18 protein-coding genes and 1 pseudogene are annotated in these 21533 nt (G+C 36.4%); 5 read left to right on the plus strand and 14 right to left on the minus strand.

Annotation, left to right across the window (positions count from 1 at the left end; genetic code table 11):
- Window positions 1-258 precede the first annotated feature (258 nt).
- Window positions 259-1209: a LysR family transcriptional regulator gene (locus ACEN31_RS00990; protein ID WP_407108325.1), complete on the plus strand. Its 951-nt coding sequence runs from the start codon at window positions 259-261 to the stop codon at window positions 1207-1209.
- A gap of 81 nt (window positions 1210-1290) precedes the next feature.
- Here ACEN31_RS00990 and lepB read toward each other — a convergent pair whose 3' ends face one another.
- The 4 genes from lepB to mnmE all read right to left on the minus strand — a co-directional run bounded on the left by lepB (window position 1291) and on the right by mnmE (window position 5780).
- Window positions 1291-1818, minus strand: coding sequence for a signal peptidase I (lepB, locus tag ACEN31_RS00995; RefSeq protein WP_407108326.1), 528 nt, complete (start codon window positions 1816-1818; stop codon window positions 1291-1293).
- 144 nt (window positions 1819-1962) lie between these two features.
- Entirely contained in the window at window positions 1963-3876 is a 1914-nt protein-coding gene (mnmG, locus tag ACEN31_RS01000) for a tRNA uridine-5-carboxymethylaminomethyl(34) synthesis enzyme MnmG (protein WP_407089850.1), read from the minus strand.
- 13 nt (window positions 3877-3889) lie between these two features.
- Window positions 3890-4378, minus strand: a complete 489-nt coding sequence (locus tag ACEN31_RS01005; RefSeq protein WP_338486886.1) for an 8-oxo-dGTP diphosphatase — start codon at window positions 4376-4378, stop codon at window positions 3890-3892.
- Between the two features lie 22 nt (window positions 4379-4400).
- Window positions 4401-5780 (minus strand): tRNA uridine-5-carboxymethylaminomethyl(34) synthesis GTPase MnmE, encoded by a 1380-nt coding sequence (gene mnmE / locus ACEN31_RS01010; protein WP_407093964.1) that lies wholly within the window; start codon window positions 5778-5780, stop codon window positions 4401-4403.
- Between the two features lie 284 nt (window positions 5781-6064).
- On the opposite strand from mnmE, the gene treR reads away from it, so the two are divergent.
- The gene (gene treR, locus ACEN31_RS01015) at window positions 6065-6790 is read left to right on the plus strand and encodes a trehalose operon repressor (protein WP_407108327.1); all 726 of its coding nucleotides are present in this window, start codon (window positions 6065-6067) and stop codon (window positions 6788-6790) included.
- 35 nt (window positions 6791-6825) lie between these two features.
- Window positions 6826-8262 (plus strand): serine hydrolase, encoded by a 1437-nt coding sequence (locus tag ACEN31_RS01020; RefSeq protein WP_407108328.1) that lies wholly within the window; start codon window positions 6826-6828, stop codon window positions 8260-8262.
- Window positions 8263-8305: 43 nt separating this feature from the next.
- Here the strand turns inward: ACEN31_RS01020 and ACEN31_RS01025 are convergent, their stop codons facing one another.
- Both ACEN31_RS01025 and ACEN31_RS01030 read right to left on the minus strand, forming a co-directional pair.
- On the minus strand, window positions 8306-8665 hold the full coding sequence (locus ACEN31_RS01025; RefSeq protein WP_407108329.1) for a DUF1772 domain-containing protein: 360 nt from the start codon (window positions 8663-8665) through the stop codon (window positions 8306-8308).
- Between the two features lie 100 nt (window positions 8666-8765).
- The gene (locus tag ACEN31_RS01030) at window positions 8766-10094 is read right to left on the minus strand and encodes a GerMN domain-containing protein (protein WP_407108330.1); all 1329 of its coding nucleotides are present in this window, start codon (window positions 10092-10094) and stop codon (window positions 8766-8768) included.
- Between the two features lie 198 nt (window positions 10095-10292).
- On the opposite strand from ACEN31_RS01030, the gene ACEN31_RS01035 reads away from it, so the two are divergent.
- Window positions 10293-10859: an NADPH-dependent FMN reductase gene (locus tag ACEN31_RS01035; RefSeq protein WP_138403784.1), complete on the plus strand. Its 567-nt coding sequence runs from the start codon at window positions 10293-10295 to the stop codon at window positions 10857-10859.
- Between the two features lie 434 nt (window positions 10860-11293).
- Here the strand turns inward: ACEN31_RS01035 and ACEN31_RS01040 are convergent, their stop codons facing one another.
- The 8 genes and pseudogenes from ACEN31_RS01040 to ACEN31_RS01075 form a co-directional block, all read right to left on the minus strand.
- Window positions 11294-11875, minus strand: a complete 582-nt coding sequence (locus tag ACEN31_RS01040; protein WP_407108331.1) for a sugar O-acetyltransferase — start codon at window positions 11873-11875, stop codon at window positions 11294-11296.
- Between the two features lie 23 nt (window positions 11876-11898).
- On the minus strand, window positions 11899-13557 hold the full coding sequence (gene treC / locus ACEN31_RS01045) for an alpha,alpha-phosphotrehalase (protein ID WP_407108332.1): 1659 nt from the start codon (window positions 13555-13557) through the stop codon (window positions 11899-11901).
- A gap of 75 nt (window positions 13558-13632) precedes the next feature.
- Window positions 13633-15108, minus strand: a complete 1476-nt coding sequence (treP, locus tag ACEN31_RS01050; protein WP_407108333.1) for a PTS system trehalose-specific EIIBC component — start codon at window positions 15106-15108, stop codon at window positions 13633-13635.
- Window positions 15109-15301: 193 nt separating this feature from the next.
- Window positions 15302-16030 (minus strand): glycerophosphodiester phosphodiesterase, encoded by a 729-nt coding sequence (locus ACEN31_RS01055; RefSeq protein WP_407108335.1) that lies wholly within the window; start codon window positions 16028-16030, stop codon window positions 15302-15304.
- A gap of 3 nt (window positions 16031-16033) precedes the next feature.
- A pseudogene (locus tag ACEN31_RS01060) lies at window positions 16034-17163 on the minus strand (ABC transporter ATP-binding protein).
- 27 nt (window positions 17164-17190) lie between these two features.
- The gene (locus tag ACEN31_RS01065; protein WP_407089859.1) at window positions 17191-18051 is read right to left on the minus strand and encodes a carbohydrate ABC transporter permease; all 861 of its coding nucleotides are present in this window, start codon (window positions 18049-18051) and stop codon (window positions 17191-17193) included.
- Complete coding sequence (locus tag ACEN31_RS01070; protein WP_138403773.1) at window positions 18051-18935, minus strand: carbohydrate ABC transporter permease; 885 nt, start codon at window positions 18933-18935, stop codon at window positions 18051-18053. Before ACEN31_RS01070 ends, ACEN31_RS01065 begins: the two co-directional genes overlap by 1 nt.
- A 195-nt stretch (window positions 18936-19130) precedes the next feature.
- A complete protein-coding gene (locus tag ACEN31_RS01075; RefSeq protein ID WP_407089860.1) occupies window positions 19131-20447 on the minus strand; it encodes an ABC transporter substrate-binding protein in 1317 nt (438 codons plus the stop codon).
- Window positions 20448-20682: 235 nt separating this feature from the next.
- Here ACEN31_RS01075 and ACEN31_RS01080 point away from each other — a divergent pair, with 235 nt between their 5' ends.
- Window positions 20683-21528, plus strand: a complete 846-nt coding sequence (locus ACEN31_RS01080; protein ID WP_407089861.1) for a glycosyltransferase family 8 protein — start codon at window positions 20683-20685, stop codon at window positions 21526-21528.
- The last annotated feature ends 5 nt before the right edge of the window (window positions 21529-21533 follow it).

Here is a 21533-nt window from a genome sequence, read left to right on the forward strand (position 1 = left end):
CAACTACCTTGTAAATAGGATGGTTGAGGGCTTTTTCTGTAGAATAATTTCGTAGTTATCTCGGAATCGTTTTAGAACCGAATGCGGGTTTACAGTTTTTCTCAAGTTTTTCATTAAAATTTTATATAGTCAATTAACATTTACAACAAATTGCGGTATGATAATTAACATTGAAAGATTTATTACGGTATATTTAAATATCGTATCCAAATCCAACTTAGAGAGCATCTCTATAGTTTCAGAAAGGAACGGATGTATTTGAATATACAGCAATTAAAGTATTTAGACCATATTGAAAAAACCGGATCGATTAACCGCGCATCTGAGTTGTTATTTGTATCCCCTTCAACCATATCAGTCTCACTTAAAGAACTCGAGGCTGAAGTCGGTCAACAATTATTTACCCGTTCAAGTAGCGGAATGACCACAACACATGAAGGGCATGAATTTATAACTCAAGCTCGACAAGTCTTAAGCCAACTTGATGTCATGCGCGATTTGTTTGTTAATAATGAGTCGGAACGTCAATTCTTTTCTGTCTCAAGTCAGCATTATGACTTCGCATCAGAAGCTTTCAGCAAATTTATTAATAAACATCCAGGTGAACGCTTTGTCTATCGCTTCTTTGAAGTAGATACCTATTCAGTCATTAAAAATGTTTCGCAAAATGTTAGTGAAATTGGCTTCGTATACTTAAGTGAATTTAACCGCCGAATGTTAACTCGCTTATTCGAACAAGAAAATCTACAATTCCATGTGATGTGGGAATTCCAGCCTCATGTCTTTATTCGAAAAGACCATCCTTTAACTGAATTTGAAAGTATAAAATATAAGGACTTAATGGATTATCCTGCGATCACATTCGAACAAACAGAGCATCAAAACGACTTCTTAACTGAACATCCCTTAGAAGTTCAAGCAAATGATCAGAAGGTTGTTGTAAGTGACCGGATGAGTGCAATTAATATCATTACGGGGTCAAATGCTTATTTAACAGGTTCGGGCATTATGACAAACCGCATTACTGATGATTATGTTACGTCAATTCCTTTAGAAAGCTCGGAAAGTCACCATATTTGCTGGATTGCTCCGAAAAATCAGGAATTGTCAACGAATGCGCAAAATTATTTGAAGATAGCTGATCAAATACTATGTAAACGTGTTAAAAACTTGGAAAGTGTTCATTCACCAGATAATTATAAAATTTAATCGGTTAAACTAACCATTCACACAAATTAACCACCTCCATTAAACGGTTTAAACACGTCTAGTGAAGGTGGTTATTTCTACTTAATCAGTTTCATCGACGGTTCCAAAAGTATCTAATGGCCAAAATCTGAATAATATTTCAGCATTAATTGATTCTTCAGGAATCGGTCCAAACTCTGTACTATCGAATGAATGATTTCGGTTATCTCCCATAACAAAGTATTCCCCTTCAGGAATTGTTAATGGAGCAAAATCAATGGTGTTCGTATTATTCTGAAGAGTTTCTTCCGATAAGTAAGTTTCTGATAATGGTTCGTCGTTAATATAAATCACATCATCTTGAGATGAAATTGTATCTCCAGGTAAGCCAATCACACGTTTAATGTATTGCTTTCCTTCCTCAGTCGGCGAATCAAGTATCACGATATCAAATCGATCCACATTGAAGATATTCGCACCGAATAATCGATCGCCGTGTGCTAAAGTATAATTCATCGAAGGTCCATCGACTTCAAAGGGTGTAAACACAAATAATCTTAGTAAAACCATTCCAACGATGAGTAATAAAAATAAGCCATTCTCTTTAAAAAAACGTTTAATACTGTTCATGATAATCTCCTAGCAAATAACATAATAAGAATATTATACATCCCATATAAATACTTAACAACCTTTGGGCCTAAAGCTAAAGATTTCTTAAAAAATATGGAGGCGGCACGCTGAATCATCAGTGTGTCGCCTCCATTTATAATGTTATGATGCTGTTGGTTCGCCAACACGTTTAATTTTACCTTGTTGGATATAAACAGAAAGGATCGCAATATCTGCTGGGTTTACCCCACTCACACGACTTGCTTGTCCTAAAGTGCTTGGATTGATTAGTTTTAATCGTTCTCTTGCTTCATTTGCTAGGTTCCCAATTGCATCCCAATCAATGTCTTCTGGAATTTGTTTTTCTTCCATAGCACTCATTTTTTCTACTTTTCGAACAGCTTTATTAATATAACCTTCGTATTTAATTTGAATTTCAACTTGTTCACCGACTTGACGGTTCAATGGTCCTTCTTCGCGAGGAATTAATGTCACTAAGTCAAAGTAACGAATTTCTGGTCGTTTTAATAAGTCGCTTGCTAAGATACCATCTTTTAATAAGGCTGATCCAACGCGTTCGAATAAATCAACTAAACCTTCTGTATGTGGTGTTAGGCGGATTTTGCTTAGGCGTTCTAACTCTTGATCAACGAGTGCTTGTTTTGTTTTGAAAGCTTCATAATGGTCTTCAGATACTAAACCAATCTCGTGTCCAATCTCAGTTAAACGCATATCAGCATTATCATGACGTAATAATAATCGATATTCCGCACGTGACGTAAGTAAACGGTATGGCTCTGTTGTCCCTTTTGTTACTAAGTCATCAATCATCACGCCGATATAAGCTTCGTTACGTTTTAAGATGAGTGGGTCTTTTCCTTGGACTTTACGTGCTGCGTTAATACCAGCCATAATTCCTTGACCTGCTGCTTCTTCATAACCACTTGTTCCGTTCATTTGACCTGCAGTAAATAAACCAGGTAATGATTTTACTTCAAGTGATAAGTCTAATTGATGCGGTATAACGACATCATATTCAATCGCATAGCCTGGACGCATCAATTTCGCATTTTCCATACCTTTTACCGTACGTAACATCTCAACTTGAACTTCCTCTGGCAAGGATGTTGAAAGGCCTTGAACGTACATTTCTTTCGTGTTTGCGCCTTCTGGTTCAATGAATATTTGGTGACGTGGTTTGTCACTGAATCGAACGATTTTATCTTCGATAGATGGACAATATCGAGCACCAACACCTTCTACCGTTCCACTAAACATTGGTGCACGGTGTAGGTTTGCTTGAATAATTTCGTGTGTTTGAGCATTCGTATGCGTTAACCAACACGAAACACTTTCTTCTTTAAAGTCTTCGTCGGGAGTTAAAAATGAGAAATGATTCGGCATTGTATCACCTGGTTGTTCAACTGTATCATCAAACGTTACTGAATCAGCGTGAATTCTTGGTGGTGTTCCTGTTTTGAATCTAGCTAATTCAACACCTAATTCCAGTAAGTTCTCAGATAATTTGATCGAAGGTAATGTATTATTTGGCCCAGATGAATAATCTAAATCACCAATAATAATTTTACCACGTGAAGATGTTCCAGCTGTTAATACAACAGCGTCAGCTAAGTACTTAGCACCTGAGTTTGTAATAACACCTTTTACTTGGCCATCTTCGACATATAATTCTTCAACCATTCCTTGTTTAAGTGTTAGGTTTTCTTCTTCTTCAAGAACTTGACGCATGTTTTTTGCATAGGTTTCTTTATCTGCTTGGGCACGTAAAGCTTGTACTGCTGGGCCTTTACTTGTATTTAATAAACGCATTTGAATGTAGTTTCTATCGATATTACGTCCCATTTCGCCACCAAGTGCGTCGATTTCTCGAACAACTACCCCTTTAGCTGGCCCACCAATGGATGGATTACACGGCATAAATGCAATCATTTCTAAGCTTAATGTTAATAAAAGTGTTTTTGATCCCATACGGGCTGCTGCTAAAGCAGCTTCTGATCCAGCATGTCCTGCTCCAACAACAATAACATCATATTGTCCTGCTTCATATATTTGCATAAATAACTCCTTTCTAGTCTTTCTTCTCTTCTTTAAATTCAACGGTATGTTCGGTTAATTCGCCATTTGTATCATAAGTAAATTTTGCTGAGAAATAGGGTGTCTGTTTCACTAACCAATCTAAGTAAATGTAATCCCCTTCCCAAGTCGGTTTTGCCATGACTTGGTCATAAGGAACCCATTCCAGTGTTCCTTCATCGCATTCTTCAAACAGTTCACCTTCGAACTCAGTCACGACATAGACAAAACTATACCAATCTTCACCATCATGTTTGAAATCTGGAAACGTAATAAATCCTCTTAAATCCAGTTTAGTAGCTGTTAAGCCTGTCTCTTCTTTAATTTCACGGATGGCGCATTCTTCAGGTGTTTCACCTGCTTCAAATTTACCACCGACACTAATCCATTTTCCTTCATGAATGTCATTCGGCTTTTTATTACGATGTAGCAGTAAAATCTCTGATCCATTATCAAGATAACAAATAGTTGATAGTTTTGTCATGATTTTGTCGTCCTCTCTACCTTTACTTACCTAAACAGAATTGGCTGAATAATTTATTTAATAGTTCGTCTTGGACAGAATCTCCGGTAATCTCACCAAGTAAATCCCAAGCACGTGTAAAGTCCATCTGAATTAAATCAACAGGCAACATCATCTCAGTTGACTCAAGGACTTCATCCAGTGAGCTAATTGCTTGGCGTAGTAATTGTGTATGTCGTGTGTTCAGTAAGTAGTTCACGTCACCAGACTTGATTTCACCACTAAAGAATCTTTGTTCAATTTGAGTTTCTAACTCATCAATCCCAGATTCTTCAAGCATCGATGTTGCGATTAAATCAGCATCTTGAATGTAAGGTTCTAAGTCAGCGTGAGTTAATTTAGGCTCTAAATCTTGTTTATTTAATAAAATAATACGATTTTGATCCTTAGTTAATTCTAGGAGTTCAATGTCTACTTCTTGTAAGGCTTGCGCTTGGTTTAAGATTAGAATCACTAAATCTGCTTCTTCCATAACTTTACGACTACGCTCTACACCAATTCGTTCAACGACTTCATCAGTTTGGCGAATTCCAGCTGTATCGATAAGTCGAAGTGGTACACCACGAACGTTAACGTATTCTTCAATCGTATCACGCGTTGTTCCTTCAATATCAGTTACAATTGCCTTTTCTAAACCGGTTAATCGGTTTAATAAACTTGATTTACCAACGTTTGGACGTCCGATAATCGCAGTATTAATTCCATCACGGAATAAACGGCCGTGTTGCGCTTGATGTAAGATTTTTTGTATTTGTTCCTTCACATGTACGGCTGTTTCATTCAGTTGCTTCAATGACATCTCTTCGACATCATCGTATTCTGGATAGTCAATTGTTACTTCCACTTGTGCGAGTGTGTCTAACATTTCCTGACGTAATGAACGTATTTTAGTTGAAAGACTTCCTTGTAATTGGTTCATTGACGCATCCATCGCTTTATCCGTCTTCGCTTGGATTAAATCCATCACTGCTTCTGCCTGTGATAAGTCAATACGACCATTTAAAAATGCACGCTTCGAAAATTCTCCTGGCTCAGCCAATCTCGCACCATTCGCTAAGACTACTTCAAGTACTCTTTGAATGGCCATAATCCCACCATGTGAGTTGATTTCAACACTATCTTCCGTTGTATAAGATCTTGGTGCCTTCAATACACTCACCATCACCTCATCAATGACTTTTCCTGTTTCAGGGTCAATGATATGGCCATAGTTAATTGTATGCGAATCGACGTTATTTAAGTTCTTACCTTTGAAGATTTTACTCGCAATCTCAATTGCTTCATCTCCACTCAATCTCACAATGCCAATCGCACTTTCTCCCAGTGCTGTAGCAATAGCTGCAATGGTATCTGTTGTATACATTGAATGACTCCTTTCTAATTTTGCTCACAAAAAAAATGCCTAAACTCCCCCTATATGCATGATTTCTCCATGTTGATATACGGTTCGTAAGCACTTTGACTGCTACTACATTCAATTTCTTTAGCATTATACAAGATTCATTTGAATATTGCAAATAGTTTTGATAGGTTGGGGTGAGAAATTTTATCTTATTTACACTGCCTCCCCAACTCTCACCTGAATATCATTTACCTTCCTATCAGTAGCGTGATAGAATAGGGTTGATTAAAGAAGAGGTGAGTTTTATGAATAAGTTTGAATATATATACCTAGATATTGAAAACAAAATAAAAGAAAACATTTATCCAGTGGGGTCTTTACTTCCAGGTGAAACTTCACTCGCAACAGAGTATAATGTTTCTCGTGAGACGATTCGTAAAGCGCAACGGATGTTATCAGATAATGGATTTATCTTTAAAAAACAAGGACACGGGTCCATTGTTTTAGATTATCGACGTTTCGCTTTGCCAATTAGTGGTTTAGTGAGTTATAAAGAAGTAAGTGAGGAAAATAATCTCGCCAGTACGACACAAGTTATTCAAAATGATATTATCCCCGTCCCAGACTTTATTCTTAAAGAAGTAAAAATGAGTCCTAAAGAGAAGTTTATTCACTTAATTCGAACACGCTCAATTGCTGGCGAAGTCGTGATTATCGATGAAGATTATATTCGTCAAAGTATCGTGTCTGAAATACCAAACCAAGTAGCAGAAGATTCCATCTATCAATACTTTGAAGGCGATCTTGGTCTAGAAATCGGCTTCGCATCGAAAGAATTTATCGGTGAACCCGCCGATGATTTAGATATTAAATACTTAAAAATTAAACCAGAAGACTACACAATCACAGTGAGGAGCCAAGTATTTCTAAAGGACGCGACGTTTTTTCAATATACGATTTCACGTCACCGAATTGACCGCTTTCGTTTTCAAGAGTTCGCTCCGCGTCATAATCGGTTTATAAATCCGTGATATAATGAATGAATATCGCTTAAAGGAGTTAATGAATGCAAAATAATCAAAATTTGCGGTGGGGTCTAATTATCCTCATTGTATTAGGCTTTACTTTCGTTTTATACCTTAATTACGACAGTAAAGGAGAGGCGCCTAGTAAAACATCTTCACAAGATGTATCGTCTCAAGCAAATCAATCCAGTGAAGAAACTGTCGAAAGTGTTAGCGAAGCGAGTTCTCAAACGGATGAATCAGAACTAGAGAGTGAAAGTGACGTGGAAACGACACTGGACGTAGATACAACTAACCAAAGTAATCGCGTGGCAGTTGTACCTAGCCAAAGTAGCGAAGAAGAAAGTGATTCTTCTGAAAGTAGTTCTGAAGATGAAAGCCGAGAAGAAGATGAGACAAATGAAGCTGAATCCGAAGCAAGCAGCGCATCATCTGAAGGCAGTTCTGAAGATGAAAGCACCGAGGAAGACGAGACAAATGAAGCTGAATCTGAATCAAGCAGTGCATCATCTGAAAGTAGTTCTGAAGATGAAAGCCAAGAAGAAGACGAGACAAGTGAATCAGAATCCGAAGCAAGCAGCGCATCATCTGATAGCAGTTCTGAAGATGAAAGCCAAGAAGAAGACGAATCGACAGAAAGTTCTTCAGAATCAGAGCTTACTTTTGACGACATCTATCAAACTGATTTGATGGAAGAAAATGGAATTGAACCTTTAGACTTAGACGCCTATGAAAATATGGCTGATGTCATAGACCAAACACTTACTGAGTTTAACGTCAACTCATCTGAAATCAGTTTAGCTTATTATAACTTCCACAATGAGGAACATTACTATCTGAACGAGAATGAATTATTTACTGCAGCAAGTATAACGAAAGTTCCACTGTCTGCCTTATACATTGATTTAATCAACTCAGGTGAGTATCAATTAGATAGTGAACTTGATTACAGTGAAGCATTATTTGAAGCTGGGGCTGGAAACATTACAAACGGTCCTTTGGAAAGCAGTTATACGATTGAGGAACTGATTACAGAAGCAATCACTCATTCAGATAATACTGCAATGAATATACTTAAAGCTGAGTACGATAAAGAATTCGGTAATTTCCGCGAAGATATTTTAACGTTTGCTGGAATTGATGAGAAACCAGAAGACTTCTTAAACAGTAATCTAAGTTCAGCTTATATTACTGAACAAGTATTAATTAAAATTGTTCAAGATGAATCCTACAGTGACTTGATTAACTTAATGTTTGAAACAAGTCCGTCCCAATTGTTCACGTCATATGTTAATAATGAGATGATGGCGAATAAATTTGGTCGCTATGAGCAAGCAGTTAATGATAGTGGAATCTATTATGAAAATAATCAGCCACAGTACGCCTTAGTCGTTCTTTTCGATAATATTAATCAAGCTGATCAATTTCTAGAAGTAATGAACTTACGAGTGAATCAATGGTTTAGAGCACATAATTAATGCAAATAAAAAGTGGGTTTGGACAATTTCCAAACCCACTTTTTTAATAGAATAATTCAAGCAAAATAATTGTCGAAGCTAACAAACCCATAATAGCTCGAATCGTATTCCAGCGAGTCCACTCGCTAACATATTCTTGCCAACTGGTCTCATCGGCTTCATTCATCAGTCGATTGTTCCAGGGAACATTTTTCACAATGGTTACTAAAAAGCTTCCGATAATATGTAACAAACTCCCCACCCAAAACAAGATAGAACCCATATTCATCAAAACCATGGCTACCGCTAGTAAAGGGGAGCCAAAGAACAATAGGAAAAATAGACTGTTCTGTATTACATCATTGATTCGATTCATTATTCGAATACCAATACGAGCATCCTCTTCTTGCTTTAGCACAGGCATAATAGTATTAGAAAAAGTAAAATACAATCCACTGATAGTTGTGTTAAATAGAATAAACATAATTACGATTATGTTAGACATCATTTGCTCCTATCCACTGTTAAAGTGATTCTGAACCGGTCGTTGTTTGACTTTCATCTGTAGTTGCAGACTCATCCATTGATGAAGCGTTCGATGTTGACTCACTTGATTCAACTGAAGCATCGACTGTCTCTAAAGGAGTCGTTATTGTACTCACTTGATAAATCCCATTCGTAGGGTATTCAAGCGTATCTGGTAACATACCACTATTATTCACTGTTAAACGTACTTGATCCGCATTAAAGAAATTCCCTAGTGTCGTTACAATTGAAGCAATCACTGCTTGTTCTGAAGCTTCATGGCTATTCAATACAGCTACCACCCCAGGTGAGAAGTCAATGATGACAACTCCTTCATCTAAAGTGACCGATTGGACTGTAATCGTATCATCTAAAATACCCATCTCTTTAAACATACTGTCAAAAGCACTTGCAAAATTCCCGTTCGTTTGCCATGAGAATGCTGCTTGCCCAGGCTCAACCATCGCATCATCCGTTGTCGGCAGCATCACTTCAACATTATTGATAATACGGTTCTCATGATAGATTGCTTGTGCTTGCCATACTTGCGTCACCGTCCCCGCATCGTCGGCTTCAACGGTCGCTACGACACCTTCATTTTGGGCGTAATATTCAATTAAAGTACCTGATTCAAGTGTTGAAGTAACTTCGATCACATTCTCTAACTCTAAATCTCTTATCATCGCTTGGCTATAGATCGCAGTAATCTCACTTGTTGTCGTTGCATCACGTTGCCAACTTGTACCAACTTGTAGGGGTGCTTGTAGCAAGAGTTCAGATTCCTGAGTCGTTTGACCATTCATCCCTGTTAGATGATTCACATATGGATTCAATTCTGAACTTTCTTCTAAGCGAGTAATTTGTGAATTTCCCCAACTAAAGATATTCACGATGGGCGTTTGATCTGTTATACGTGCTTCCACTTGCATCATGTTCAATGTTTGGTCCACAAAGTTAGGGTAGTCAACACGTGACGTCTCCCCATTACTATATTGCTTAATTTGATACATAACGTTTGGTAAGTAATCTTCAATATTTAACTGAACGGCCTCTTCTAAAGCTACCCATTCACTTGTATCGAAGCTAGTTAGAATCTGACTGTTACTTGCTTCTTCAGGTTCTTGGCTTTGAGTGTCCTCACCTTCTGCTGAATTGGTTTCACTTTCAGTACCTTCTGTACTTTCATCTTCTGTTTGGTTACCCTCTAGACTTTGACGTTTCTCTTCTATAATACTTTGGTTCTCTTCGCTTAAGTTAATCATAGGTTCACTTGCACATCCGACGAGCAAGAAAGCGATTGAGCTTAAAATAAGTTGTTTTAATTTCATATGTATTCACATTCGTCTCCTCAAAATATTAATTTCATTATAGCATAGTCTTCTTCATTGAGTAGAGTGTTGTGAGGAATTTACCAGATAATTTTATAGTAATAAATTTTTATATTCATTTATTCACATATTCGTTTGTAAAAATAACATACTTAAGCTAGAATTATTACGGTATCAAAATTATTAGGAGGCTAACATATGGTTAAAATTGGAATTATTACAGGTAGTACACGTAACTCACGTGTAAATTTACAAGTGGCAGAATGGATTTTAGAATTTGCGAAAGCGCATAATAATAACGCAGAATTCGAATTAGTGGATATTAAAGAGTTTGATCTTCCACGCTTTGACGAGGTTATTCCTCCTATTGCAACAGATGATCGTCCAAATCCTAACGTTAAGAGATGGTCTGATAAAGTGAAAGAATTAGATGGCTTTATCTTTGTTACACCAGAATACAATAAAGCTGTAACGGGTGGCTTAAAAGATGCGATTGATTACTTAGCAAGTGAATTCTTCCACAAAGCAGCTGGAATTGTGTCATACGGTGGACAATTAGGAATTAGCGCAAGTGTGATGATGCGTCCAATGTTAGGTAACTTAAAAGTTGCTGTTGTTGGTCCTCAAGTAACATTCAGTATGAACACCGACTTCGAACAAATGAGCACGTTTAAACCTGCTGATTACCATACAGATTCAATAAATAATATGTTAAACGATGTTGTTAGCTGGTCAGAAGCTTTACAAACAGTACGTAATAAATAATTATATAGAAAAAGCTGTCTAACTCTAAGTTAACAGCTTTTTTTGTGCAATAAAAAAACAGAACTCTTAGAAGTTCTGTGGTAGATGGATAACGATATTTGTATAAAATATGAGAGGTTTGGGGGGCTTCTAATATTTGAACAGACTCGTTATCGATATATCTGTTATAAGGGAATGGTTCCTTAAGGAAAAGTATATGCTGTTTATTCTGAGACACATTGGCTATGTCTCATTACGAATATGATAACACCCTTCATAACTATTTGCAACAGTTTTTATTTATAAAATACCAATAAAGATATGCTTTCATTAAGTTTCCACAGAATAAACTATAACAGTTATAAGAAAAAGTGAAACAGTTTATTATCTGTAGTAATAGAAATAGAGTAAGAGCGAAACACTCTATGACAGTGCTCCGCTCTTATCTCATAACTTTATTTATCTTTTATTTGATCTGTTTGATCAATTTCTCTAACAATACGTGCAGGTGATCCCATAACTAATGAATTAGCTGGAATATCACGTGTAACAACACTTCCGGCTCCGATCACACACCCGTCACCAATCTCTACTCCTGGCATAATAGCAACATGGGCTCCAATCCAAACATTATTTCCGACAACAATCGGTGAGGCTTTCTCAAGTCCAATATTACGACTTGGGAAATCTAATGGATGAGCAGCTGTGTAGAAACCAGTATTAGGACCGATAAAGACATTATTTCCAATTGTAATTCCGCCACCATCCATGAAGTAAACATTACTATTAACAAATACGTCATGCCCAAATTGGGTAAGTGATCCATAATCACAAGTTAATGGACTAGAGATTCCAACGTTGTCTAACTTTTGTTGAAATAATTTTTCTTGAATGTCTTGTCGCTTTTCTTCTTCTAAAGGTGACGTTTGATTAAATTGAAAACACAAGTCTTGTGCAATTCTACGTTCTTTCACAAGTCCTTCGTCATAATTAGCGTCATACCACTCACCATTTAGCATCTTTTCACGTTCTGTCATAGTTTTCTCCTCACATTTGTCTATTATTTTATTAAAAATGCCACTGTTTCGTAGGCGTTCAACGTGATTGAATCAGACATTTCTTCTAAGGTGCCATTACCAATTAGTTTCTTAGACGATAGGCCCTTGAATTCATCTGGTAAAGTTACTGTAACTTCGCTTGGATAGAAATGACTGAGGACTAATAACTTCTCATCTTCTAATTCACGCACATAAGCCATTACTTCTGGATGATCTAATAATAACCCACGGTAAGTCCCATCACTTATCACATCATATTCACGACGTAATTTAATTAACTCTTGATAATATGAAAAGATTTGACCATTCGCTAATTCATTAGTGGCATTTACTTCTTTATAATTCGGTGCGACATTTAACCAAGGATTGCCCGTTGTAAAGCCTGCGTGATCACTGTCATCCCATTGAACTGGTGTACGACCATTATCACGTGATTTCGCTTGAATAATTTCAAGAGCTTCCGCTTCTGAGACACCTTTGTCTAAGAGAATTTGGTAATTGTTATGCGTTTCGATATCATTGTATTCTTCAATCGACGTATAATTAGGATTGGTCATTCCAATTTCTTCACCTTGATAAATATATGGTGTTCCTCGTAAGAATTGAATGGTTTGAGCTAACATTGTCGCTGTTTCAAACGGATAGTTCTCAACATCTCCGAAGCGGCTATTCGCACGCGGTTGGTCATGATTACTTAAGAATAACGCATTCCATCCGTCACCATCTGACATTCCAGTTTGCCATTCATCTAAAATTCGTTTTAATTCCAAGAAATCAAAGTCTGGATTACTCCATTTCTCTCCATTTTCATAATCCACTTTTAGATGATGGAAATTAAATATCATACTTAACTCTTCTTCAGCTGGATTTGTGTAACGAACACCATTGGGTATGTTTGTCGATGACATTTCCCCGACAGTGACAATGTCTTCACGTGTCCCAAAAGAGGCTTGATTTAATTCTTTTACCCACTGATGAACGATCGGTGTGTCGGTATACAATGACTTTTCTTGAGCTGAGCCTGGTTCTTCACTATCAACAAAAGGTAATTCTTTCCCAATGACATTTAATACATCAAATCGGAAGCCTTTGACCCCTTTGTCTAACCAAAAGTTCAAGACTTTCTGCAATTCTTTACGTACATTTGGATTGTACCAATTTAGATCTGCTTGGTGCACGTCATATAAGTGTAAATAATATAAATCTGTATCGCCAAATTTTTCCCAAGCCGGTCCACCAAATTTAGAATCCCAATTGGTTGGCAATGATCCGTCTTCTTTAGCTGGCTCTAAGTAGAAAAAACCTTGATAATATTGATCCCCGGCTAAAGCCTTTTGGAACCACTCATGTTCCGTTGATACATGGTTAAATACCATATCCATCATTAAATCAATCCCACGCTTTTGAAGCTCTTCCATTAGCTCATCGAAGTCTTCCATTGTCCCGTAATCTGGATTGATTCCCGTATAATCACTCACATCATAACCATTGTCATATTGCGGTGAAGGATAGAATGGACTTGACCAAATCATATCAATACCAAGCTCTTTTAAGTAATCTAATCTTTTTATTATTCCTTGTAAATCTCCATAACCATCACCTGTTGTATCTTGAAATGATTTCGGATAGATTTGATACATTACACGTTTTGATAATTTCATTCTTAAATTCCTCCTGTAATAAAAGAGCAGCAAGTTAGGATCAACTTGCTGCTTCTATTGTATATATAAACTTGCTTATGCTTCCTTCTCAGATTTGCTGTTAAAGAATGGGATATCGAAGTTTAATCCCGCATCTGTTAAGAAACCAACTTTGTGGAAGACTAGCGTTAAGATAAACGGCACAACTAAAGCCACTGCCATAGCAATCCAGAACCACATTTGTGAATCAATATGGATAACTAGGAATCCCGGTAAGCCCCCTACGCCAATTGCATTCGATTGAACATTAAATGTCGTCGAGATAAACCCAGCGATACCTGATCCAACCATCGCAGCAATAAATGGGTAAACATATTTTAAAGTTACCCCAAACATTGCCGGCTCTGTAACACCAAGATAAGCTGATACAGCTGAAGGAATGGTAATTTGAGACTCGTCTGCGTCTTTACGCGTTAACCACCATACACCCATTACAGCTGAGCCTTGAGCAATATTAGATAAAGCAATCATTGGCCACAGACCTGTTGTACCAGTATCTGCGATTAATTGTGAATCGATCGCATTTGACATGTGATGTAATCCAGTAATAACTAATGGAGAGTAGAGTGCTCCGAATAAGAAACCGAATAATGATTTTAATGGTCCTGATAATCCAGCCAGAACAATTGTTGAAATTCCGTCACCAATCCACCAACCAATTGGTCCAAGCACCGTATGTGCAAGAATGACTGCTGGTAATAGTGATAGAAATGGAACAAAAATCATTGATACCATTTCTGGAACAACACGACGCCAGAATTTCTCTAAATAACCTAACGCCAATCCAGCTAACATTGCTGGAACTACTTGAGCTTGATATCCAATCATATCTAACTGAATAAAACCAAAGTCCCACTGAGGTACTTCTCCCGATGCTAATGCTTCCGCAGCACCATAAGCATTCAATAATTGGGGTGAAACTAAAGTCAGACCAAGGACAATCCCTAAAATCTGAGTTGTTCCCATCTTACGTGTTACGGCCCATGTAATACCTACTGGTAAGAAATGGAAGATTGCTTCCCCTGGTAACCATAGAAAATGATTAATTCCATTCCAGAATACAGAAGACTCAGCAATCGTTTGACCGCCTAACCCTTCCCAAGCTACACCTTCCAAGATATTACGAAAACCTAAGATAAGTCCCCCTACAATAATCGCTGGAATAATTGGTGCGAAGATCTCAGCTAAGAACGTCATTGCCTTTTGCCACCACGATTGATTCGCTTCAGAGGCTTGCTTTACATCCGCTTTTGAAGCTTCTGAAACACCAGAAATCGCCGCAAATTCTTTATAAAATTCAGATACGTTATTACCAATAATGACTTGAAATTGACCTGCTTGCGTAAAACTCCCCTTGACAGATGGTATTGCCTCAATTGCTTGAATATCCGCTTCACTTGGATCCTTTAATGCAAAACGCATCCGTGTAGCACAATGCGTTGCAGCATTAATATTATCTGCTCCACCAATGTGTTCCAATAAGGCTTTAGCATCTTTTTCAAAATTTGCCATGTTCATCCTCCTTTTACTTGTCTATACAACTATGTTACACTTTATATTATATAATGAAAGCGTTTAATAAGCAATCCATTTGTTCCGCTATGTGAATTTATTTTAATATTCTTTTCAATGATTATAATTATTTAATGTTATATCATGCTTTACAAACAAATCTACCAACAATTTAATGTTGAAAGATCCTTGTTTATTGAATTGCCAATTCAACTTCATTTGTAATTACACCTTCGATGTTAAGAGCAATTAACGCTTGAATATGTTCACTGTCATTAGCTGTATAAGCATTGACTCCAATCCCTAACTTCTTACAATCAGTCACAATTTTTGGTGAAAGTAAAGCTGATACAAACATTGGATGATAATACTCAACCTCATATTTTTTACAATACTCTTCAGGGTTTAGTAAATTTGCCACCGTTAAGAAGCCACATCTTAAAGAGCTATCTAATTCTTTTACTTCTTTAATCGTATTATGATTAAATGACGAGAAAATCACGCGATCTTCAAGTTCTCTTTCTTTAACTAATTCAATGGCTTTTACAACAATGCCCTTATATTCTACGATGGAAGTTTTAAATTCAATATTCACCATGAGTTCTGTCGTTTTTAACCAATTTAAAAATTCATCTAAAGTAGGAATTTTGATATTGTCTTCGGTCTCATCCTCTAAATCATACATATTATTACGGAATTCAAATTCGCGTAATTCAGCCAATGTATAATCTCGAATGAAGCCTTTTCCATTGGATGTTCGATCAATTTCCTCATCATGACAGATAACAATTTTGCTGTCTTTCGTTAATTGAATATCTAATTCAATTCCATCTGCACCATACTCATATGCCTTTTCAAAGGCGAGCATCGTATTCTCTGGATATTTCCCGCTATAGCCTCTATGTGCAATAATCATACTCATATATTAAAAAACTCCTTCCAAAGATCGTGGGGTTAAAATAGCTCGCTTATTACTCTTATCAAATAACATGACTTTTGTTAAATCCATCGTAAGTGGAATATCTGCTCCTAATGGTATCATCCGTGGTGGATTAAAACGTGCCGCACTTTCACGAGCCGTTGCTTGTAAGTCAAAGTAGACAAAGGTATCTGAACCAACTTGTTCGACGTTTTTGGCCTTGGCTATTATGACATTGCTCTCTTCTAGATTGTCAGCATAATTGATATTTTCAGGGCGAATCCCTAATAATACATCTTGTCCCGTCGCTTCAACCGTTAGTCGATCAACAATTTCATGTGGTAAACGAATTTTATTTTCTACTGTTCGGAAATAAATAATATCATTTTCTTTGATTATTTTACCATGAATCATATTCATTTGTGGACTACCGATAAACTCAGCAACGAAAACATTAACTGGATTATAGTAAAGATTTGCTGGCGTATCAAATTGTTCTACATTTCCAACACTCATGACTGCAATACGCGTCCCCATTGTCATGGCTTCAGTTTGATCATGCGTTACATAGACGAAAGTTGTTTCTAATTTACGGTGTAAACTCACAATCTCAGAACGCATTGTCACACGTAATTTAGCGTCTAAGTTAGATAAAGGCTCATCTAATAAGAATACTTTAGGATTTCTTACCATCGCACGTCCTAAAGCCACACGTTGACGTTGTCCGCCTGATAAGGCGCTGGTTTTTTGTCTAGTAGGTCTGTTAATTGCAAGATACTCGCAACTTCATCTACTCGTTTATAACGGTCTGTTTTATTAACCCCTGCCATTCGCATAGCGAATGCAACATTATCGCGAACAGTCATATGTGGGTAAAGTGCATAGGATTGGAATACCATTGCGATATCACGTTCTTTTGGTGGGATATTATTGACTAATGTATCACCAATATACATTTCACCTTCTGATATTCCTTCAAGTCCTGCAATCATACGTAACGTCGTAGATTTTCCACATCCTGAAGGTCCTACTAATACAATAAACTCTTTATCTTCAATATCTAAATCAATGTTTTTAACAGCTTTATAGCTATCCTCATAAACTTTTGCTACTTTTTTTAATTGTAATTTTGCCATATTATTTCCTTCTCCTTAACATTGGAATTAACCTTTAACTGCCCCTGAAGTCAAGCCTTTAACCATATTACGTTGACCTACAATGAATATCACTAAACTTGGAATCATACAGATCACAACACCTGCAACCATTAGAACTAATGATTGTGAATCCACACTATTTAGCATACTAATACCAATTTGAACTGTTCGGTTCGAATCATCATTCGTCACTAATAACGGCCACATATACATGTTCCATCCCGCTAGGAATGATTGAACTGCCATAGCACCAATTGTTGGTTTAATTAATGGTAAGACCATTGAAAAAGCAAATCGGAAGTCACTACAGCCATCTATTTTAGCTGACTCATAAATCTCATATGGGAAGTTTTCTAGTGCTTGCACACATAAGAATATATTGAAGGCTGAAACAATAAAAGGAATTATCAATACAGTGATTGAATCAGTTAATCCCCAGCCTGAAACCATTAAAAATTGTGAAATAATAACGGCTTCTCCAGGAATCATCATTGTCGATAAGATGAGGCCATAGATAATGCCTTTCCCCTTAAAATTCAAAAATCTAAAAGCAAAGGCTGCTAAGATTGAAGTTGTTATCTGCAATAAAGTAATTGAAACAGCTACAATTAGCGAGTTCATAATATAGCGACCGATGGGTGCAATATCAAATACATCAACAAAGTTTGTTAATGTTGGGTTTTGAGGGAATAACACACTATTCGGATCATATAATTCACCTGATGGTTTTATCGCCATTAAAAATGCATAAATTAATGGGAACATAATAATTAACCAGGCAATAACATTTAATACGATTAAGGCAAATCTCCCTAATTTTCGGCGTCGAATATATCTTTTATCAGTAGCATTTATTGGTGCTTGCATTAGCTATTTGCCCCCTTTCTAAATTTGAACATAATCACTGTAAGTATCATTACAATAATGAATAATACAACAGACTCCGCTGAAGCAAATCCATAACGGTAATTCATAAAAGCATTTCGGTAGATATCGTAAACAATTACGTTCGTAGATTGTCCTGGACCACCTTTTGTTAAGATATTAATCTGCCCGAAACCTTGGAAAGCATTAATGACATTCGTCACAATAACGAAGAATAACGTTGGCTTTAAAGAAGGGAGTGTGATGAATATAAATTTCTGAAAACCATTCGCTCCATCAATTGACCCACTTTCATATAATGATTCATCAATACTTGCTAAACCTGAACTGAAATAAAGAAAATTCATTCCACTGTTTAACCAACCAGTTAGAATACCTACTGCGAGAAGAGCATAGTCTGGATTCGCTAAATAGTTAGTAAATGTACCAAATAAACGGTTAACAATACCTACGGTTGGATTTAGCATCACTTGAAAAATCATCGCCATTCCTGCAGATGCTATTGCCATAGGCATTGCATAACTTGCACTGAAAAATTTAATGCCTGGGAATGTTTTCTGACACAATAGAGCAGTTAAGAACCCAATAACTACTCCAACACCTACAACAATTAATACAAAGTTTAACGTTACCAGCACACTATTCCAGAAACTACTACTAGTTAATAACTCTTGATAGTTACCTAAACCAAGAAACTTTGCATTCTCCCCTAAATTATTCGTTAGGAATAAACTTCTATAAAGCGTCTGAATGAATGGCCAAAACATGAACACACCTAAAACTATGATAGCAGGTAATAAATAGCCATAACCTTTTATTCGATCAAATAAAGAGCGCTCTTCTTTAATGATTTTTGCTTGTTCCATACTTGTCTCCTTGTCTTTCTTTTCTAAAAAATAAAAGCTGGGTATACGACGTCAACAGTATATTCCCAACCTTTAAATTTATGTTAATGATTAAATGTACTTCTATAAAATTACAATAGGATACAACCACTTCTTAGTTTTTAAACTAAGATTAAGTAATTGTCTCCTATTGAATCGTTCTTATATTAAAGAATATTATTGGTTAGCTGCGTTGTAGTTTTCAATTGCTGCGTTTACTTGATCAGCCATCGATTGAGTTGCTCCAGCTGCGTCTGTTGAACCATTTAATAAGTTTTCTAATTCATTCTCATAAATTTGACGTGCTTCTTGGTTCACACCAGATAATGCTCCTTGAGATTCAGTAGTTGACTCATGTAATTGGTCAATCGCTGTTTGGAATTGCGGGAACTCAGCTAAGTTATCTAAGAATACTTGCTCTTCGTGAGTTGCTGTTGTGATTGGGAAGTATCCTGTATCACGGTTCCATTTCGCTTGTGATTCTGGTGAAATTAAGAATTCAATGAATTCCCAAGTTGCTTGTTTCTTAGCGTCGTCAACAGATTCGATCATCCATAATGAAGCTCCACCGATTGAAACGCCACCTTGGTCATCTTCGTCAACACCTGGGAAGTAAGCAGTACCTACTTCAAAACGTCCGTCAACTTCTGTTAAGATTTGACGTAAACTTGCAGTAGAACCAATTGTAATTGCTGATTGTCCAGCTACGAATTCAGGTTGTCCACCTGTACGTCCTACGTTAGGGATTGCTCCGGCTTCCATACCTTCTAACCATTTAGAGATAGTTTTTTCCATTGCTCCGTTTTCAACGAATACAGTTTCAGTTGGCGCGCCTTCACGTCCATTACCGTTGTCATAGATATCTTCTTCTTGTTTAGAGAACCATTGTTCTAAATACCAACCGTAGATTTGTAGAGAGATTGGCATTGCTGCTCCAGCTTCTTGTAATTGTGGTGAAATTTCAATGATTTCTGCTAAAGAACTAGGTGCTTCTTCAATACCTGCTGCTTCAAAAATGTCAGCGTTATAATACATTATTGGAGTTGAAGAGTTGAATGGCATAGAGTTTAATTGACCATCAATTGTATAGTATGCAGCTAAGTTAGGTTCGATTTGAGAGATATCATAACCACTTGAATCAATGAATTCTTGAACTGGAACAGTTAAACCTGAATCAATCATGAATGTTGTTCCTAATTCGAATACTTGTACAATATCTGCCCCTACTTCAGAACCTGAAGCAGATGAGCGTAATTTTGTTAACGTCTCATCATAAGTTCCTTGATATTGTGCATTAACAATAATACCATCTTGAGATTCATTGAATTCATCAACTAATCTTTGTAATGCTTCACCAGCATTACCACCCATTCCATGCCAGAAAACTAATTCAACAGGCTCCTGAGCATAAACACCTGTTGCAGTTAATCCTAAGTTACCCACAAATAATATGGCTAAAATAATAAATGTAAAAACTTTTTTAATTGTATTCAAGATACAATTCCTCCTTATAATTAATTTTAGAAACGCAACAACCCTGCATTCATTTCCGACTTTTATCATATAAAGTGGATATTAATTTAACGTAAATATTATGTAAAGATTGGTCTTTCTATGTAAAGTTTATGTAAATTTAATGTTAAGGCATCTTATTGTATCGAACTTTATAATAACTATTCCTTCATATCCAACTAGCTCTAATTTTGGTATAATCGATTCAACAGTAAAAATGGAGGCTTTTAAGATGAATCTATTATTTTCAATTTCTGATAATTTTACGGAACCACTCCTTACTACCTTATTTTCCATTAGAAATAATACAAAAGAAGAATCGTATGTTGTCTATGTACTTCAAAAAGAAGAATTAAAAGATAACAAGTTAATTCATAAATTTTGTCAGCAACTCCAAATGGAATATAAGCCTATTATTATCGGAAAGAATATATTCCAAAACGCTCCCGCTAGTGAAAGATGGCCCGAATCAATCTATTATAGATTGCTAGCCCATGAATTTCTTCCTTCAGATCTTGATAAGATTCTATATTTAGATGCTGATGTTTTGTGTATTAATGATTTATCCTTGTTATATAATCAAAATATTAATGATTATCTCTATGCAGCGTCTAGCCATACTCGTTTAGAAGTAACGGATACTATAAACCGTCTACGCTTAGGTAATCGTGAATTGAAAAGCTATTTTAATTCCGGTGTTCTACTGATGAATTTAGCTTTGATTCGACAAAAAGTGAAAAGTGAAACCATCTATAATTTCATAATGGAAAATCATGACTTCTTGCTTATGCCCGATCAAGATGTACTAAATGGTCTATATGGAGACCAAGTCTTACCTCTACCTGATGAATTATATAATTTTGATTCAAGATTACCTTTTCTTTATGAAATAATGAGTCAAAAAGAGATTTCCTATGATTGGATTATGGATAATACCGTTATCTTACACTTTTGTGGTAAAAATAAACCTTGGAATGAAAGTGAACGAAGTAAATTCTCTGTACTTTACAAGCATTACTACTCTCAAATGAAGCGTGTAACTAATAAAATCACCTCCAAATAAAAAAG

Origin of the sequence: Ruoffia sp. FAM 26255, assembly GCF_045528525.1 — a bacterium.
Lineage (GTDB): Bacteria > Bacillota > Bacilli > Lactobacillales > Aerococcaceae > Ruoffia > Ruoffia tabacinasalis.

Excerpts from the sequence above, each read along its gene's own strand:
- ACEN31_RS01020 (WP_407108328.1), top strand. The coding sequence starts at position 6,826 with ATGCAAAATAATCAAAATTTGCGGTGGGGTCTAATTATCCTCATTGTA.
- ACEN31_RS01080 (WP_407089861.1), top strand. The coding sequence starts at position 20,683 with ATGGAGGCTTTTAAGATGAATCTATTATTTTCAATTTCTGATAATTTT.
- mnmE (WP_407093964.1), bottom strand. The coding sequence starts at position 5,780 with ATGTATACAACAGATACCATTGCAGCTATTGCTACAGCACTGGGAGAA.
- ACEN31_RS01035 (WP_138403784.1), top strand. The coding sequence starts at position 10,293 with ATGGTTAAAATTGGAATTATTACAGGTAGTACACGTAACTCACGTGTA.
- lepB (WP_407108326.1), bottom strand. The coding sequence starts at position 1,818 with ATGAACAGTATTAAACGTTTTTTTAAAGAGAATGGCTTATTTTTATTA.
- ACEN31_RS01005 (WP_338486886.1), bottom strand. The coding sequence starts at position 4,378 with ATGACAAAACTATCAACTATTTGTTATCTTGATAATGGATCAGAGATT.
- treC (WP_407108332.1), bottom strand. The coding sequence starts at position 13,557 with ATGAAATTATCAAAACGTGTAATGTATCAAATCTATCCGAAATCATTT.
- ACEN31_RS01065 (WP_407089859.1), bottom strand. The coding sequence starts at position 18,051 with ATGCAAGCACCAATAAATGCTACTGATAAAAGATATATTCGACGCCGA.
- ACEN31_RS01070 (WP_138403773.1), bottom strand. The coding sequence starts at position 18,935 with ATGGAACAAGCAAAAATCATTAAAGAAGAGCGCTCTTTATTTGATCGA.
- ACEN31_RS01030 (WP_407108330.1), bottom strand. The coding sequence starts at position 10,094 with ATGAAATTAAAACAACTTATTTTAAGCTCAATCGCTTTCTTGCTCGTC.
- mnmG (WP_407089850.1), bottom strand. The coding sequence starts at position 3,876 with ATGCAAATATATGAAGCAGGACAATATGATGTTATTGTTGTTGGAGCA.
- ACEN31_RS01055 (WP_407108335.1), bottom strand. The coding sequence starts at position 16,030 with ATGAGTATGATTATTGCACATAGAGGCTATAGCGGGAAATATCCAGAG.
- treR (WP_407108327.1), top strand. The coding sequence starts at position 6,065 with ATGAATAAGTTTGAATATATATACCTAGATATTGAAAACAAAATAAAA.
- ACEN31_RS01040 (WP_407108331.1), bottom strand. The coding sequence starts at position 11,875 with ATGACAGAACGTGAAAAGATGCTAAATGGTGAGTGGTATGACGCTAAT.
- ACEN31_RS01025 (WP_407108329.1), bottom strand. The coding sequence starts at position 8,665 with ATGCCTGTGCTAAAGCAAGAAGAGGATGCTCGTATTGGTATTCGAATA.
- treP (WP_407108333.1), bottom strand. The coding sequence starts at position 15,108 with ATGGCAAATTTTGAAAAAGATGCTAAAGCCTTATTGGAACACATTGGT.